The organism is Hoeflea sp. CAU 1731 (genome assembly GCF_039888615.1).
Lineage (GTDB): Bacteria > Pseudomonadota > Alphaproteobacteria > Rhizobiales > Rhizobiaceae > Flavimaribacter.
Genome location: NZ_JBDQQS010000001.1, coordinates 140,666 through 156,244 on the forward strand (window position 1 = coordinate 140,666; position 15,579 = coordinate 156,244).

The following is a 15,579-nucleotide window of genomic DNA, read 5'->3' on the forward strand; positions in this document are numbered from 1 at the left end:
TCATGGAACGGAAACAACCAATCCTCGAATTGCAACACATTTCCAAAGCCTTCGCAGGCACCCGGGCGCTCGACGATGTGTCGCTCGAAGTCCGGCCGGGCGAGATCCTCTGCCTTCTTGGCGACAATGGCGCGGGCAAATCGACTCTTATCAAGGTGATGTCCGGTTATCATGATCCCTCGTCCGGCTCGATCCGGCTGGAAGGCGAGGAAATAGCCTTCGCCAGCCCGCGCGAGGCGCGCCAGCGGGGCATTGCGACCGTACATCAGGATGTCGGAAGCATCCCGCTCATGAGCGTCGGCCGCAATTTCTTCCTGGGCGCCGAACCGACGAAAGGCGTCGGTCCTTTCCGATGGTTCGATGAAGCGAAGGCGAATAAAATCGCGCTCGAACAGATCGCCCGTTTCGGAATCACGCGAATATCCGACGGCAACCAACTGGTCGGCACGATGTCCGGCGGCGAGCGACAGGTGCTGGCGATCGGACGGGCCATGTATTTCGGCGCGAAGGTGCTCATCCTCGATGAACCAACTTCGGCCCTTGGCGTCAAGGAAGCCTCCGTTGTATTGCGCTTTATGCGTCAGGCAAGGGCGGAAGGGGTGGCGATCGTCTTCATCACGCACAACGCACGCCACGCCATGGCCGTCGGAGACGCTTTCGCGGTGCTGATCCACGGCAAGGTGGCCGCCCGGTTCTCACGCGGCGAAAAGACCCGCGAAGAGGTCCTGAACCTCATGGCGGGAGGAGAGCAAATGTCGGAACTCGAGGAAGATCTCGAAAACATTCACTGAACTGACCGTGATCCCCGCGGATCACCGCGGGCCGTAAGCAGACTGTTAAGCACGCAGCGCTATCTTTCGCTGCAGCGATGTTGCGTTGCGTAAAACTTGCGCTATCTTGTTGCGGTGCAGCAGTGCGCCACGTTTCTTTTCCTCGGTCAACCGGTCTCGCCATGGTCAGTAAAGCTTCCAGACTGTACAAGGATCACCACGGTCTCGAACGCCCGCCATTCGAGTGCATAGCGTTGCTTCTCCAGGGAGGCGGCGCACTCGGCGCCTATCAGGCCGGCGTCTACAAGGCCCTGAACGAGGCGGCGATCGAGCCGGACTGGGTCGCCGGCATTTCCATTGGCGCGATCAACGCCGCAATCATCGTCGGCAATGCGCCGGAAGACCGGGTTCAGAAACTCGACCAGTTCTGGCATCTCATATCCGACCGTTCCTTCCTGACGCCATATCGAGAGTATTTTCGCGCGGCGACGCAGGGCGATCAAGCGCGGACCTGGTTCAACGAGATGAGCGCCGGACTTGCGCTCCTCAACGGAGCCGAAGGTTTCTTCACGCCGCGTTTTCCGGCGCCGTTCTTCGAACCAGCAGGTTCATTGGCCGCCACCAGTTTCTACGACACAGATCCGTTGAAGAAGACGCTCGAGGGCCTAATCGATTTCGACCGGATCAACAATGACGGCAAGCGCCTGTCGCTTGGGACCGTCAATGTGAGAACTGGAAACTTCACCTATTTCGATACGGAAACTCACACGATTGGGCCGGAGCACGTCATGGCGAGCGGCGCCCTGCCGCCGGGCTTTCCCGCCGTTGAGATCGAGGGCGAGTTCTACTGGGACGGCGGACTCGTCTCCAATACGCCGCTCCAATGGGTGCTGCGCGACAGCGGCACCCGACAGGACACGCTGGCGTTCCAGGTCGATCTCTGGAGCGCGAAAGGCGAATTCCCGAAAAACCTCGCCGATGTTTCAGAGCGGCAGAAGGAAATCCAGTTCTCAAGCCGTACGCGCCACTGCACCAATGAATTCAGCCGCGAACACGAATTGCAGGCCGATATCGCTAAGCTTTTGGCACGACTCCCGGCTGACCTTGCAGAAAGCGAGGAGGCGAAACGGTTGAAGGAAAGCATGGATCACCATGTGTACAACATCGTTCACCTTATCTACCGTTCAAAACACTACGAAGGGTCCTCGAGAGACTACGAATTCTCGCGCCTGAGCGTCGAGGATCACTGGCATTCGGGATATATCGACGCTGTTCACTCTCTGCGTCATCCGGAGATATTCGAAAGGCCCGACAATGTGTCCTGCGTAAACACGTTCGACTATCTGTCGGAAACCACCTGACGACGCATGACTGCTGCCAACCGCCATGATGAGGAATCCGGCTCATGAAACTGGAAGACGTGCGAAAATCCGCCTTTTCAATGCCGCTCACCAGCCCGGCTTATCCGCCCGGGCCATACAGGTTCGTCGACCGCGAATTCTTCACCATCACCTATCGAACGGATCCCGAGCGGCTGCGGGCGGTTGTCCCCGAACCGCTCGAGATGTCGGAGCCGGTCGTCAAATACGAATTCATCCGCATGCCGGATTCGACCGGCTTCGGCGATTACACGGAAACCGGCCAGGTCATACCGGTGACGTTTGAGGGCAGGGCGGGCAACTACACCCACTGCATGTTCCTCAACGATCATCCGCCCATCGCCGGCGGTCGCGAGCTCTGGGGATTCCCCAAGAAGCTTGCCTCGCCAAGCCTGAAGGCGGAGATCGATACGCTGGTCGGAACCCTGGACTATGGCCGCGTGCGCGTGGCCACGGGAACCATGGGTTACAAACACCGCGAAGCCGATCTGGATGCGGTGCGCAAAAGCCTCGACGCGCCGAATTTCCTTTTGAAGATCATCCCGCATGTCGATGGGTCGCCCCGTATTTGCGAAATCGTTGAATACGGGCTTGAAGACGTGACATTGAAAGGCGCATGGACGGGTCCGGCCGCGTTGTCGCTTTTTCCCCACGCCTTGGCGCCGGTCGCTGACCTGCCGGTTCTGGAAGTTCTTTCCGCCGTGCATCTCAAGGCCGATCTGACGCTCGGTCTCGGCAAGGTGGTCTATGACTATCTGGCCTGACCTACAACGGCCGATCGCCCTTAACCCGAACAATCGGAGACAAAGATGCTCACCAACAAGACTGCCGTGATAACCGGTTCGACGTCCGGAATTGGACTTGCCTACGCCAACGCGCTCGCCGCCCAGGGCGCCAACATCGTCATCAACGGTCTCGGCGACGCCGGCGAAATCGAAAATACCCGCAGCGGCATAGCGTCGGAACATGGCGTCAAATGCTCGTATTCTTCCGCCAACATGCTCAAGCCCGACGAGATCGCTTCCATGATCACGGATGCCGAAGACGAATACGGCTCCGTCGATATCCTCATCAACAACGCCGGCATCCAGCATGTCGCGCCGATTGAGGATTTCCCGATCGCCAAATGGGACGCGATTATCGCCATTAACCTGTCGTCGGCGTTTCACACGATACGAACCGCCGTGCCCGGCATGAAGAAGCGCGGCTGGGGACGCATCATCAACACCGCTTCAGCGCATGCGCTGGTGGCCTCGCCCGACAAGGCGGCCTATGTTTCCGCGAAACACGGCATCGCAGGCCTGACCAAAACGGTTGCGCTTGAAGTCGCCCAGAACGGCGTGACGGTCAACGCCATCTGCCCGGGCTACGTGTGGACGCCGCTTGTCGAGCACCAGATTCCGGATACGATGAAGGCCCGCAACATGACGGAAGAACAGGTCAAACGCGACGTGCTTCTTGCCGCCCAGCCCACCAAGCAATTCGTCACAGTCGATCAGGTCGCGGGTCTGGCGGTGTTCCTGTGTTCGGACGCAGCAGCGTCCATCACCGGTTCTCTTTTACCAATAGACGGCGGCTGGACCGCGGAATAGCGCGTCCTGGCCGGTCAGTTCCGGTACGGACGGGGACCGAGTGGTCCCCGTCCGACAAACCTTGCGAGTGATGGGATGGGTGATTCACGCAAGGAATTCGCAACTATACCGGTGCACAACAATAAGGTCCCGGAAACAAGGTTTCCGTCCCATGGCAGTCAGCCGAACGGGTCTCTTTGGAGGGAATTCGGCAACAACAGTAATGGCGGAACAAATTGCAGTTCAGAACCCATGTTTATGGGGAACTGTGAGACAAGCCAATAGAGAGCAACAACTATTTCGCGATTTTCGGGTGAGAAGCACCCATTATAAGCAGCAATATTAACCTATGAAGTCGTTGCGCGTTCCAGGGCTCCATCAACAGCGTCTACAATCGCGTCAATGTCGTTGAGAGTGGAGATGAGCGCGGGACTCAGGCACAACGTATTGTTGAAACCGTCAAAGCTGCGATTGGTGGCGCCGATGATGACGCCCTGCGCCATGCAGTCCGCCGTCACCGCCTGAACGACGTGTTCCGGGGCGGGTTCCTTCGTCTCCCGGTCGCTGACCAGCTCGGCGCCGCAGAACAGGCCCTTGCCACGAACATCCCCGACAATATCGTGCTTCTGCTTGAGCTCCTCGAGCCGCCCCATCAGGTAGTCGCCCATCTGCGTCGTGTTTTCGAGCAGGTTCTCGTCCTCGATGATGCGCAGGTTTTCCAGAGCTGCGGCCGGGCCCGCGGCGCAGCCGCCGAAGGTCGAGATGTCGCGGAAATAGCTCATCGGGTCCGACGGGTCGGATTTGAATTCGTCGAACACCGACTCCGTGGTTACGGTGCAGGAAATCGCCGCATAGCCCGACGCGACGCCCTTCGCCATCGTCACGATGTCCGGCTTGACGCCGTAGTGCTGGTAGCCGAACCACTTGCCGGTGCGCCCCATGCCGCACACCACTTCGTCAATGAGGAGCAGGACGTCGTATTTGCGGCAGATCTCCTGAACGGTTTCCCAGTAGCCCTCGGGCGGCGTAATGACGCCGCCGCCGGCCGTCACCGGCTCCAGCACAATGCCGCCGATCGTGTCCGGGCCTTCGCGCAGGATAACGTCTTCAATCGCCTTGGCGGCGCGAACGCCGTAATCTTCGCAAGGGCCGAATTGCGAGCGATACTCCAGACAATGCGGAACTTCGACAAAGCCGGGCGTAAACGGACCATACTGGTCCCGTCGCTGGTTCTGCGACGTCGTGCTGAGCGCGGTGATCGTCGTGCCGTGATAGTCGCGTTCACGATACAGGATCTTGTGCTTCTTGCCGCCATACCGGTTGTGGGCGATCTGGCGGACGATCTTGTAGGCCTTTTCGTTGGCCTCTGATCCGGAGTTCGAGAAATAGACGCGGCTCATGCCAGGCATTTTCTCGATCAGCTTCTGGGCGAACAGCGCCCCCGGTATGTTGCCGGCCGAATTGGCGAAGAAGTTGAGCTTGACGAGCTGGTCGCGCACGGCGTCGGCGATGCTCGTGCGTCCGTATCCGACGTTGACGGTCCAGACGCCGCCGGAAACCGCGTCAAGGAATTCGCGTCCCTGGGCGTCCCAGAGCCGCAAGCCCTTGCCCTCGATCATCATCATCGGATCGGATGTCTCGTAGCGCTTGTGCTGGCTCAGATGGTGCCATACATGCGCGCGGTCGCTTTCGACGGCTTCGCTGAAATCATTGGCGCCGGGTGTAAAATTCATTTGCTGCTCCAGCAGTGAACGGAATTGCCTACCCTATACCATCTCACGACTTCGCCAAAGGCCAGTAGTCCCAGTTCAAAACGCTCCATGAAGCCAGATCGGGCTGGCGCTAGAGCAGCAAGGTTCCGGCAATCGGCGCCCACGGTCCATCATCAGTTTTGGTGAATTGCGGGATATGGGCGAGATTGTGGATCAGATCCGCGTCCGGACCTAGCGCTTCGCGCCAGTCATTGGCCTCGGTCAGGATCACGCCGACGCCGACGACGTCGCCGCCGGCGGCGCGGACCAGCTCAAGAGATCCCTTCAGGCTCGATCCCGAGGCGACCACGTCGTCAACCACGACCACCCGCTTGCCGTCGAGCAGGGGGACGGCGCGACGGTCGAGCAGAAGGCGCTGGTCGCCCTTCGACGTGATCGAGGCGATGGTTTGCGTCAGCGCGTCTCCGAGATGGATCTTTGGTGATTTCTGCAGGATGACGTAGGTGTCCAGACCCAAGGCCCGTGTTACCTCGATCGCCACCGGGATCCCCAGCGTCGCCGCTCCCACGATCACGTCGGGCTTTAGAGGCGCGAGCTTCCGGGCCAGCTCTGCGCCGACATGCGAAATGAAGCCGACGCCGAGATCGATGACCATCATGAGCGAGATAGCGAAATCCGGCTTGATCGCCACGACAGGCAAATCAACAGGAAGACCGGCGACATCAACGGTCCAGGTCTGGTCGGAAACATTGGTGGGTGGGGTGGTCATGACGTTTCAATCCCTGGCAGGCGGTGTTCGACAAGAAGACCGACTTCGCGCCATGTCGTGCGCTTGCGCGACAGGTCGAAGCCGTAAATGGACAGAGACAGAGAGATCGCGTGAGCCATTCTCACCGCCTGAATGAGCAGCGGGACTCCGCGGGCCAAAGCGAAACGAAGTCGCATCGGAAAGGAGACGTCGTCTATTTCCATCCCGCGGGCGCGCTGCGCGTCGGCAATGCGCTCGAAATCATGTCGAAGCATTGGAATGACGCCAAAAGTCAGGGAAAGCACGAGCGTGGCGATAGGAGGCAAACGGGCGGCGCTCGATGCGGCGAGTATGGAGCCCGGCGTGCTTGTTTCCATAACGAAAAAGAAAACAGCCGTCGTTGTCACCAGTCTCGCCGCCATTGCAAGCGCGGTTTCGACGGCAGCGACTAAAGTCTCTCCCTGGATCATCAGATTTGCGATCCAGCTTGCCGTCACCAACAGCACCAAAAGCGCGGCGCCTTTGAAGTAGGTCCGAATGCCCGGAACGCGGAAAATTGCGAGGAGCGCAACTGTCGCGGCAGCAAGCGGAACGGAACTCCTCCAGTCCGGCAGGAGCCAGGCTATCGCCATGATCGCAAAGGCAAAGGTCAGTTTGATGAAGAAATTGACGTTGTGAACGCTGTTCATGCGACTAGCCCGTCCGGCGTGAAGGATGGCGCCGGCCAACCGAGAGCGCGAAACGCGGCGCTCTGCCACGCTTCACTGCTATCGCCGTCGAATGCGACACGTCCGTCGGCGAGAATCAACGTGCGCGTTGCGACTTCCTCGACCAATTCGAGGTCATGTGAGATCAGCAAGACTGCGCGACCCTTGTCCGTCATGGAGCGGATGAAAAGGTCGAGCATGGCGCGTCCGTTGAGATCGCGTCCGAGCAGCGGCTCGTCGAGGATTGCGACAGCCGCGCCGGCGACGTCGGCGCAGGCCAGTCCAAGAAGCGCCTGCTGTCGGACCGAAAGCGCGAACGGATTAGTCTCGCTCAGCCCGCCCAGACCATATTTTTCAAGACAGGCCTGCGCCCGGTTTCGATCTGGTTCACCGGGATCGGCGCCGGCAGTGATGGCGAATAGAACTTCCTCGGCAAGGGTCATGTTGAAGAGAATGCGCCGCATGTTTTGCGGCAGATATGCGATCCGGCGCGCGCGTCGCGCCACCGTCCAGCCTGTGGCGTCGATGCCCTCGATCGTTATTGTGCCGCGCGAAATCCGGGCAAGACCCAGAATCGATTGAAACAGCGTGGTCTTGCCCGCGCCGTTTCGGCCGATCAGGCCGAGCACCTCGCCTGCCCGTACCATGAATCCCGCGCCGTTCAGCACAGGTTGGCCGTGAGCCCGGCAAAGAATGGTCGTCACATCGCGAACGCCAAGAATTTCTGCGCCAGGCGCCGACGCTTTCGGGCGCGACGCCGTACGGCGCGGCGGCAGGATGCCCGCTTCGCGCCAGAGGCGCTCCTCATTCACCAGCGTTCCGAAACCGCGCGCCTCGGAAACCTGTCCTTCCGAAATGAAACGGACCGTGCGGGCTACACCGTGAAAGGCGGCCGGATCCTGCTCTGCGACGAGCACCGCGCTGTTGCTGTCGAGCGTATCCCCCAGAGCCGCTGTGAGTCTTTGCCGGGCGGCCGGATCAAGGCCGGTGGTCGGCTCGTCGAGGATGAGCAGGCGTGGCGAAAGCGCCATTGCCGCGGCGATGGCGACCATGCGCCGCTCACCGCCCGACAGTGTGAGGACGCGCCGTCCGCGAAGCGCATCAAGTTGGAATTGCTTCAGCAAGGCGTCGACGCGTTTGCGGATCTCGGCCTTCGGCATGCTCCGGTTTTCCATCGGAAAGGCAATGAGATCCTCAACGCCGAGATCCCAGGACTGTTCTTCGACGCTTTGCATCACCAAGCCGATTTCCGCGAAAAGCGTGTCCTTCGACATGGTCGAGAGAGGTTCGCCCGATAGTGTTACCTCACCGGCGAAGTGGGATGGAGTAACGAGGCGCGGGATCAGCCCAGCTGCAACGTTGAGAAGGGTAGACTTGGCTGAGCCGGCTGCTCCGCAGACGAGCAGGCGTTCGCCTGCGCTCAAGTTCAGATTTGCGCCGGCGAGGACGGGTTCCTCGCCGTGGCTGACCGTGATGTCCTTGAGCGCAAGCACCGTCTGATTGTACCCTCAGAAACGCTTGAAACCGCCGGGCAGGGCGCTTTTCAGCATCTTGTAGGCTGGTATCACCAGCAACGGCGTTCCGATCAGCATCGGCACGATGTCGGAAAGGCCGAGATAGCCGACCGCCCACCAGAAGGGGAAGATGCCGAGATAAGCCAGACTGGCCGAAACTGCGAAAACCATCACCAGGCCGATGATTAGGCACACTGCTGCGATTTTAAGCAGCGCGGCGCGGTTGAATATCTGTTTTGCGGGGTCGAACATCAAGCCTGGAACGAGGCCTGTCAGGCCAACCATGACGCCATCGACGATCAGCGAGTGAGCGGGAATAAAGGTTCCGGCCAGCAACGACCATACAATTGTTCCCAGATAGCCGCAGATAAAACCGCTCTTCCATCCGAGTAGAATGCCTACGAGAGGCGGCAGAAATGCAAAGATACGCCATTGAATAACGCCTGGCACGAGCTGGATCGGATTGGCGTACGCCCACAATACTCCGGTTGCCGCGGCGGCTACGATGGACAAAACGATCGGAAAAAGTGTGTTCCCATCTGATGAGGCGGTGGTGGATTGCATGTCGAACCCCTGTTTTTATCAAACCCTCCCGTAAATTATTCAAGCAAATACTGTGCCATGCCAGAACAGGCGCCGTCTGATCCTATTGCTTGACCTAGACTGTCAGGTTCTCCCTGAGAAAATCCACCACCACGCGAACCTTTGTCGGCAGATATCGTCGGCTCGGATAAACCAGCCAGACAGCGGATTGCACGTGCATTGCAGAGAAGCTGTAGTCGGGCAACAATTGAGTTAGCCGGCCTGCGTCGATGTCGTCTTCGGCCACCCAGTCGGCCAGCAATGCAGGCCCCAACCCATCGATGGCGCCTTGCTTGAGCGCGAGGATTGATGAGATGCTCATGTCGCCTTGGATGCGGATCTCCCTTTCGATCCCGTTCTTGTCCTGCGCCATCCAGACACTGCCGAACGCTGGCAGACGGAAAAGAATGCAAGAATGTCTCTCAAGGTCGGCTGGGCGGTTTATGGGGCCGTGTTTTTCCACATAGTCCGGGCTTGCATAGACATGGTAGCGCATATCCTGGATTTTGCTTGCTATCACGTTTCCCCGGATGCGCGGCGCCAGTCTGATCGCGATGTCGATTTCATCCGTCACGAGGTCGATCGGGTCATCGCTGAGTATGAGATCGAGTTTCAGGCCGGGAAATCGGTCGCGAAATTTTGCCAGTAGCGGGAGCATCCGGATCTGGCCATAGGCGTGAGTCGTCGTGATGCGGATCGTTCCAGTCGGCCGTTTGCTCACCGCCATCGCGTCTTCGCGGGCGATGTCGATGTCTTCTAGAATGGTTGAAATCCGCCCGAGATAGGCATCGCCGCTTTCCGTCAGCGTCATGCTTCGGGTGGTCCGCTGGAAAAGACGGATGCCGAGCTCTTCCTCCAGGTTCGAGATCGTTCGCGACACCGTCGAGGGATCGGTGCCGTGCAGTCTGGCGGCGGCGGCGAAGCTGCCGAGTTTCGCAACCGAGGTAAATATTCTCAGCGTCTCGACTTCCATTCATGCATAATACACATGAATGTCATGCGCGTCGAACTGTTTATCAAGTTTCAAACCGTGTCTAAACATTTCTGAATAGTGTTCTGCATCGCCTGAAGCGACGCTTTGAATGGCAACTGTTGCGATAATTATATGATGTCGGAATTATCTGGGAAAAGCGCGATTGTCACCGGCGCAAGCAAGGGCATCGGCGAAGCGTGCGCCCGCGAACTCGCCAATCTCGGTGTTCAGGTGCTTCTGGCGGCGCGTAACCTGGATGCAATCGGAAATATTTCTGAAGAAATCCGTCAATCCGGCGGTTCGGCGCAAGCGATGCGATGCGACGTCGCCAGCTATGACAGCGTCAGCGCTCTGGTGAAAGCATGCGTCGATCGCTTCGGCGGTCTCGACCTGTTGATCAACAATGCCGGCCAGATCGAACCGATCGCGCGGCTGGCGGATTCCGACCCCGACCAATGGACGAAGGTCGCCGATGTCAACTACAAGGGCGTCTACTACGGCATGCGCGCCGCCATCCCTGTCATGCTTGAACAAGGCGGCGGCGTAATCGTCAATGTCAGTTCCGGCGCCGCCGTCTCCGCGCTTGAAGGCTGGAGCCATTATTGCTCCTCGAAGGCGGCGGCCCTCTCCCTAACGCGCTGCGGCGACTTGGAATACCGCGATCAGGGTATCCGTGTCGTCGGACTCAGCCCGGGTACGGTGGCGACCAATATGCAGGTCGCCATCAAAGCCTCCGGCATCAATCCGGTCAGCCAATTGGATCCAACAGTCCACATTCCTGCAAGCTGGGCGGGACGCGCCGCCGCTTGGCTCTGCACAGAAGCGGCTGCCGGATTTGCCGGAGGCGACTTTTCCCTGAGAGACGAGGATAACCGCAGACTGGTCGGTCTGGTCGAATAGAGATATCCTTGTTCTCCCGCGAGTCAGCATTGGCTCGCGGAGGGTGGGAGTAAGACTGTTGGCGGCTCAGGAAAATATCCAGGAACAGGCCTATGGTTGGGTCATCGTGGCGGTCGCCACCTTGAGCCTCGCTCTGGGTTTCGGCGCGAATCTTTCCGTTACTGTTCTGATCGATCCCTTTCAAACCGAGTTTGGCTGGTCGCGCGCCGAGATTTCCATGGCATACACCATGGTCACCGTTGGCGCTGCATTCGGCGGTCTGGTCTGGGGCAGTCTTTCCGATCGCATCGGCGCCAGGCGGATCGCGATGCTCGCCAGCGTCACGCTGGCCGGCGCCGTGGCGGCAGTCGGCTATCAGACCAACTTGTATGCGATTTATCTTCTGTATCTGCTGATCGGCGGGGTCGGCTTCGCCGGTCTCTTTACGCCGCTTCTTGCGCTGACCGGTCTGTGGTTCAGCCGGAGAAAAGGCATGGCGATCGGCATCGCCACGGCCGGTGGCGCGCTCGGGCAGGGGCTCGTTCCCTACGTGGCGCGCATTCTGATCTCGACCTGGGACTGGCAAACGGCCATGCTCGCGCTCGGTGTCTGCTATTTCGTGCTGCTGTTGCCGGCCATGTTTCTGCTCCGGCCGCCGCCGGTGCTTCAGCAATCCGGCGCGCAGGTTCGAAAATCCAACGATAATCTCTGGGGTTTGCCCCACACGATCACCATTGCGTGGCTGTCGATCGCCGGGGTGTTTTGTTGCATCTGCATGGCGGCGCCGCTCATGCATCTCGTACCGCTCGGGACGGATTTGGGTCTGTCTCCGCAAACAGCGGCAGGCCTGCTGCTCGCGCTTATGGCGTCCGGCGTTGTCGGGCGGATACTGTTTGGAACGATCGCAGACCGGATTGGCGGTCTTCGCGCCTATTTTGTAGCGTCGATCGGCCAGACCGCCTCCGTGTTCTGGTTCACCCAGACGGTCTCACTTCCGCTGCTCTATCTGCTCTCGATCATTTTCGGATTTTTCTTTTCCGGTGTCATGACCTGTTTGCTGATCTGCGCCCGGGAGGCTGCGCCTCTGCGCATCACGGGTTTCGCGGTCGCGATCGTCGGCATGGCGGGCTGGTTTGGCATGGGTATTGGCGGCTTCCAGGCGGGATATTTCTACGACCAGCTCGGCACGTACAGCTACTCCTACGGTTATGCCGCCGCCGCTGGCGTCATCAATCTGGTCATCGTCGCAATTCTGATGCGGTATCGCTCCGGCAGAAGCGGCATGCCGCAGCCGGCGGGGGCTTGATCAGGAAAGATACTCTAAAGTTCCGAGAAAGCCGGCGCGTATTCCACCGCGCCGGATGAAGCCGGCAGACGATCTCCAACAAGCGCCAGCGCCATGAAATGCGGGCCCGCATAAGGGGATTTGAAACCTTGCGCGGCTTCGATGGTGAAACCGAAGCGATTGTAATAATCAGGGTCGCCCAGCACAAACACGCCTTCCCAGCCGGCGTCTCTCGCGTCAACAAGCGCACGCAGGATCAGTTCGGCGGCTATGCCGCGATTTCGGTATTCCGGGAGCACGGCCACGGGCGCAAGCCCCAAAGCCTTGAAAGGCGCGCGCATGCGCGACAGCGCAACAAAGGCGACAGGTTTTCCATCTACCTCACCAACCAGCAAGACTTCGGCGTCGCCCTGGGCCCGCAGCTGATCCACCAGATACGCCTCCACGGGTCCGGGAAAACAACGCAGGAGAATGGCTCGGACGGTTGGCTGGTCGATCGGTTCTTCAGGACGTATCTGCATGGCGGATAGCTTTAGCGGAGAGCCCGCCTCCTTCGCAATGCCCGGCAGGACTCGCTATCTGGCGGCGGAAGCCGTGTCGAGAAGTCCGCTCAGGGTGAAATAGCCGTAATGCGCGCCGGAACGACGGTGACAGAAAAAGAATTCCGCAATCCGGGTCGCAAGTGGCAGCGGTTTCCTACTCGCATTCACATGCGTGTGCGACTATATCTCCACCCGGACCCGGGCTGTCGCAGTATCGGCCAGTGCGCAGGGTCCTGCAATCTGATAGAGGAGAAACGGGCATGACGAATTTGAAAATTGGCGAAGAAGCCCCGGATTTCGAGGCCCAGACAACGCAAGGCGCAATCCGGTTTCACGAATGGCTCGGTGATTCCTGGGGCGTGCTGTTTTCGCACCCGAAGGATTTTACGCCTGTCTGCACGACCGAGCTCGGCCAGATGGCCCGTATTGCTCCGGAATTCGAGAAGCGCAACGTCAAGGTGATCGGTCTTAGCGTCGATCCAGTCGACAGTCATTCCAAGTGGGTCCAGGACATCGAGGAAACGCAGGGCTTCCTGCCGCAATTTCCGATGATCGGCGACCCCGAACTCAAGGTCGCCAAGCTTTATGGCATGTTGCCGGCTGAAGAAGGCTCCACGTCGGAAGGCAGGACAGCAGCCGACAACCAGACGGTCCGCACCGTCTTCATCATCGGGCCTGACAAGAAGATCAAGCTGATGCTGATCTACCCGATGACGACCGGCCGGAATTTCAACGAGATTCTGCGTGTCATCGATTCCATGCAGCTGACGGCGGCGCACAAGGTTGCAACGCCCGCCAACTGGGAACATGGCGAAGACGTCATCATCGTGCCGGCCGTGTCGGACGAGGAGGCGAAAGCCAAATACCCGGATGGCTGGAAGACCCTGAAACCCTATCTCAGGGTCGTCGCACAACCTAAATGATCCGTGTTCGAACGGAACTATCTATCGGGCGGCGCCGCATGGCGCCGCCCGTTTTATTCAAGCACCCGCCATCCACTTTCCGGCGCCGTCGGGAACCAGCCGAGGGACTTCGATTACGCTGCAGACCTTCTGCGAAAGCCCTGTTCGAGCAGAGTCCAGACAATCTTCCCAGCGACGGGTCTGCAGCATCGCGGCAGCCAGAACCACCGGTTCGCCCACGCATTTTTCAAGAAGACTGTAACCTGAAGCCATCGACGCGCCGGTGCTGATCACATCGTCGACGAGGACAAAGCGCCTGTTTTCCAGAAGCGGCAGCATGCGCGGGTCGACATAGAGCCGTTTTTCCTGACCGGGGCTGGTGATCGAGTTCAACGGGACCGACAGCGCGATGTCGTACCAGAACTTCCTGGAGGTGCCGAGCGGCGCATAGCGGTCATGGCCGAGTTTGCGCGCCGTTTCGGCGGCGAGCGTCAGGCCCAGCGTCGGCATTCCGACGATTACCTCCGGCCGGTAGTCTCTCAGACGATCCGCCAGGGCCTCGGAAAGCGCGTCCACGACTGTAAAGCTGGCCTGGTTCAGGATGAGGGAGGGCAGGGCCTCTTCTCCGCCCGAACGCACGCGCACGGGCAGGGCGATCTGGCGCCCGTCGGGCAGCGCCGCGGGATAGAGATCGTCGAACCGCGCCTGCCGCGAGGCGTCCCATGTCCCGGGTGGCTCGATTGTCTGCCAGAAATCGATGGCTTGCATGAATGGTCAAGGTCCTGTTCGTCGCTTATTTCCGATACTATGTTTTCGGAACTATTCCTACGGAGTGACACATGCCTACGATTGACGCCATACGCGATGACCTGCCCTTCCTTATCGATCTGCGGCGCGATCTGCACGCCCATCCGGAACTCGGCTTTGAGGAGGAGCGCACGAGCGCCATCGTCGCCGACCTTTTGGAGGAGGCAGGCGTCACGGTTCATCGCGGGCTTGCCAAAACCGGGGTCGTCGGATCGCTGCAGGTCGGCGAAGGCAACGGCGCAATCGGCCTGCGCGCCGACATGGATGCGCTCGCCATGCCGGAAAAGGCGGACCGACCTTACAAGTCGACGGTTGACGGCAAGATGCACGCCTGCGGGCATGACGGGCATACGGTTCTGCTGCTCGGCGCCGCGCGCCATCTGGCGAAAACGCGCAAATTCTCCGGCACGGTGCATTTCATATTCCAGCCGGCCGAGGAGGGCAGGGGCGGCGCCAAACGCATGGTCGACGAGGGCTTTTTCCGACAGTTTCCCTGCGACGCTGTTTTCGGCCTGCACAATATGCCCGGATTGGCGGTTGACGAGATGGCCGTCGTGGCCGGTCCGCAACTGGCGTCCTCCGACAGTTGGCGCGTCACGTTCAAAGGCATCGGCACGCACGGAGCGAAGCCGCACCTCGGGCGCGATCCGGTAACCGCGGCCGGCCAGTTTATCGCGTCGCTTCAGACGATCGTCGGTCGGGTCGTCGATCCGCTGCAGCCGGCTGTCGTCAGCGCCTGTTCGGTGCAGGCCGGCGATCCGGAAGCGCTCAACGTCATCCCGGACATCGTCAAAATCGGCGGCACCGCGCGCGCCTACACGCCAAAAGTCCGCGACCAGCTCGAGGAGGAGATCGGCCGGCTGGCTGAGGGAATCGCAACAGCCTTCGGCGTCGAGGCGTCCTACGCCTTCCAGCGGCGCATACCGCCGGTGGTCAATGACGCGACTGCCGCGGAGACGGCGCTTGATGCGGCGCGGGACGTTTGCGGTTCGGTTCGCACGGAATTCCCGCCATCCACCGCCGGCGACGATTTCGCGTTTTTCTCCGGCGACGTTCCAGGCGCCTATGTGTGGCTTGGTAACGGGCCGGCCAGGGACGGCGCGTTGCACCACAATACCAGCTACGATTTCAACGACGACGCCATCATCACCGGCGCAAGCTTCTGGGCGCGTTTGGTGGAGCGGCGGCTGCCGGCCTGAACCGGCCCC

General features: G+C 60.0%; 16 protein-coding genes. 8 read left to right on the plus strand and 8 right to left on the minus strand.

The annotated features are described in order from the left end of the window. The first annotated feature begins 2 nt into the window (after positions 1-2). The 4 genes from AAFN47_RS00705 to AAFN47_RS00720 all read left to right on the plus strand — a co-directional run bounded on the left by AAFN47_RS00705 (position 3) and on the right by AAFN47_RS00720 (position 3,741). Entirely contained in the window at positions 3-791 is a 789-nt protein-coding gene (locus AAFN47_RS00705; protein ID WP_499807243.1) for an ATP-binding cassette domain-containing protein, read from the plus strand. A gap of 161 nt (positions 792-952) precedes the next feature. Further along, the gene (locus AAFN47_RS00710; RefSeq protein ID WP_499807244.1) at positions 953-2,131 is read left to right on the plus strand and encodes a patatin-like phospholipase family protein; all 1,179 of its coding nucleotides are present in this window, start codon (positions 953-955) and stop codon (positions 2,129-2,131) included. A 44-nt stretch (positions 2,132-2,175) separates the two neighbouring features. Further along, on the plus strand, positions 2,176-2,913 hold the full coding sequence (locus AAFN47_RS00715; RefSeq protein WP_499807245.1) for an acetoacetate decarboxylase: 738 nt from the start codon (positions 2,176-2,178) through the stop codon (positions 2,911-2,913). A gap of 45 nt (positions 2,914-2,958) precedes the next feature. Beyond that, positions 2,959-3,741 carry a 3-hydroxybutyrate dehydrogenase gene (locus AAFN47_RS00720; protein WP_499807246.1) on the plus strand — a complete coding sequence of 261 codons (783 nt, stop codon included), beginning with the start codon at positions 2,959-2,961 and terminating at the stop codon, positions 3,739-3,741. A 326-nt stretch (positions 3,742-4,067) separates the two neighbouring features. Here AAFN47_RS00720 and AAFN47_RS00725 read toward each other — a convergent pair whose 3' ends face one another. From AAFN47_RS00725 to AAFN47_RS00750, 6 genes are all read right to left on the minus strand, one after another. Beyond that, complete coding sequence (locus AAFN47_RS00725; protein WP_499807247.1) at positions 4,068-5,453, minus strand: aminotransferase family protein; 1,386 nt, start codon at positions 5,451-5,453, stop codon at positions 4,068-4,070. Positions 5,454-5,562: 109 nt separating this feature from the next. Continuing rightward, a complete protein-coding gene (locus AAFN47_RS00730; RefSeq protein WP_499807248.1) occupies positions 5,563-6,201 on the minus strand; it encodes a phosphoribosyltransferase family protein in 639 nt (212 codons plus the stop codon). Next, positions 6,198-6,869 carry an energy-coupling factor transporter transmembrane component T family protein gene (locus AAFN47_RS00735; protein WP_499807249.1) on the minus strand — a complete coding sequence of 224 codons (672 nt, stop codon included), beginning with the start codon at positions 6,867-6,869 and terminating at the stop codon, positions 6,198-6,200. The genes AAFN47_RS00730 and AAFN47_RS00735 overlap by 4 nt, the downstream gene beginning before the upstream one ends. After that, positions 6,866-8,380, minus strand: a complete 1,515-nt coding sequence (locus AAFN47_RS00740; RefSeq protein ID WP_499807250.1) for an ABC transporter ATP-binding protein — start codon at positions 8,378-8,380, stop codon at positions 6,866-6,868. The genes AAFN47_RS00735 and AAFN47_RS00740 overlap by 4 nt, the downstream gene beginning before the upstream one ends. Positions 8,381-8,395: 15 nt before the next feature. After that, positions 8,396-8,965, minus strand: a complete 570-nt coding sequence (locus AAFN47_RS00745; RefSeq protein ID WP_499807251.1) for an aminotriazole resistance protein — start codon at positions 8,963-8,965, stop codon at positions 8,396-8,398. 94 nt (positions 8,966-9,059) lie between these two features. Beyond that, positions 9,060-9,956 (minus strand): LysR family transcriptional regulator, encoded by an 897-nt coding sequence (locus AAFN47_RS00750; RefSeq protein ID WP_499807252.1) that lies wholly within the window; start codon positions 9,954-9,956, stop codon positions 9,060-9,062. Positions 9,957-10,091: 135 nt separating this feature from the next. On the opposite strand from AAFN47_RS00750, the gene AAFN47_RS00755 reads away from it, so the two are divergent. Together AAFN47_RS00755 and AAFN47_RS00760 are read left to right on the plus strand one after the other, a co-directional pair. Beyond that, entirely contained in the window at positions 10,092-10,856 is a 765-nt protein-coding gene (locus AAFN47_RS00755; protein WP_499807253.1) for an SDR family oxidoreductase, read from the plus strand. Between the two features lie 58 nt (positions 10,857-10,914). Beyond that, positions 10,915-12,141, plus strand: coding sequence for an MFS transporter (locus AAFN47_RS00760; RefSeq protein ID WP_499807254.1), 1,227 nt, complete (start codon positions 10,915-10,917; stop codon positions 12,139-12,141). 14 nt (positions 12,142-12,155) lie between these two features. Here the strand turns inward: AAFN47_RS00760 and AAFN47_RS00765 are convergent, their stop codons facing one another. Further along, entirely contained in the window at positions 12,156-12,641 is a 486-nt protein-coding gene (locus AAFN47_RS00765; protein ID WP_499807256.1) for a GNAT family N-acetyltransferase, read from the minus strand. A 281-nt stretch (positions 12,642-12,922) separates the two neighbouring features. Here AAFN47_RS00765 and AAFN47_RS00770 point away from each other — a divergent pair, with 281 nt between their 5' ends. After that, positions 12,923-13,585, plus strand: coding sequence for a peroxiredoxin (locus AAFN47_RS00770; RefSeq protein WP_499807258.1), 663 nt, complete (start codon positions 12,923-12,925; stop codon positions 13,583-13,585). A 57-nt stretch (positions 13,586-13,642) separates the two neighbouring features. On the opposite strand, the gene AAFN47_RS00775 is transcribed toward AAFN47_RS00770, so the two are convergent. Further along, complete coding sequence (locus tag AAFN47_RS00775; RefSeq protein WP_499807259.1) at positions 13,643-14,332, minus strand: phosphoribosyltransferase; 690 nt, start codon at positions 14,330-14,332, stop codon at positions 13,643-13,645. A 71-nt stretch (positions 14,333-14,403) separates the two neighbouring features. Between AAFN47_RS00775 and AAFN47_RS00780 the strand changes: the two genes are divergently transcribed. Then, the gene (locus AAFN47_RS00780; RefSeq protein ID WP_499807260.1) at positions 14,404-15,570 is read left to right on the plus strand and encodes a M20 aminoacylase family protein; all 1,167 of its coding nucleotides are present in this window, start codon (positions 14,404-14,406) and stop codon (positions 15,568-15,570) included. Positions 15,571-15,579: the final 9 nt, after the last annotated feature.

Excerpts from the sequence above, each read along its gene's own strand:
- AAFN47_RS00750 (WP_499807252.1), bottom strand. The coding sequence starts at position 9,956 with ATGGAAGTCGAGACGCTGAGAATATTTACCTCGGTTGCGAAACTCGGC.
- AAFN47_RS00745 (WP_499807251.1), bottom strand. The coding sequence starts at position 8,965 with ATGCAATCCACCACCGCCTCATCAGATGGGAACACACTTTTTCCGATC.
- AAFN47_RS00715 (WP_499807245.1), top strand. The coding sequence starts at position 2,176 with ATGAAACTGGAAGACGTGCGAAAATCCGCCTTTTCAATGCCGCTCACC.
- AAFN47_RS00710 (WP_499807244.1), top strand. The coding sequence starts at position 953 with ATGGTCAGTAAAGCTTCCAGACTGTACAAGGATCACCACGGTCTCGAA.
- AAFN47_RS00725 (WP_499807247.1), bottom strand. The coding sequence starts at position 5,453 with ATGAATTTTACACCCGGCGCCAATGATTTCAGCGAAGCCGTCGAAAGC.
- AAFN47_RS00765 (WP_499807256.1), bottom strand. The coding sequence starts at position 12,641 with ATGCAGATACGTCCTGAAGAACCGATCGACCAGCCAACCGTCCGAGCC.
- AAFN47_RS00770 (WP_499807258.1), top strand. The coding sequence starts at position 12,923 with ATGACGAATTTGAAAATTGGCGAAGAAGCCCCGGATTTCGAGGCCCAG.
- AAFN47_RS00735 (WP_499807249.1), bottom strand. The coding sequence starts at position 6,869 with ATGAACAGCGTTCACAACGTCAATTTCTTCATCAAACTGACCTTTGCC.
- AAFN47_RS00775 (WP_499807259.1), bottom strand. The coding sequence starts at position 14,332 with ATGCAAGCCATCGATTTCTGGCAGACAATCGAGCCACCCGGGACATGG.
- AAFN47_RS00755 (WP_499807253.1), top strand. The coding sequence starts at position 10,092 with ATGTCGGAATTATCTGGGAAAAGCGCGATTGTCACCGGCGCAAGCAAG.
- AAFN47_RS00780 (WP_499807260.1), top strand. The coding sequence starts at position 14,404 with ATGCCTACGATTGACGCCATACGCGATGACCTGCCCTTCCTTATCGAT.
- AAFN47_RS00705 (WP_499807243.1), top strand. The coding sequence starts at position 3 with ATGGAACGGAAACAACCAATCCTCGAATTGCAACACATTTCCAAAGCC.
- AAFN47_RS00730 (WP_499807248.1), bottom strand. The coding sequence starts at position 6,201 with ATGACCACCCCACCCACCAATGTTTCCGACCAGACCTGGACCGTTGAT.
- AAFN47_RS00720 (WP_499807246.1), top strand. The coding sequence starts at position 2,959 with ATGCTCACCAACAAGACTGCCGTGATAACCGGTTCGACGTCCGGAATT.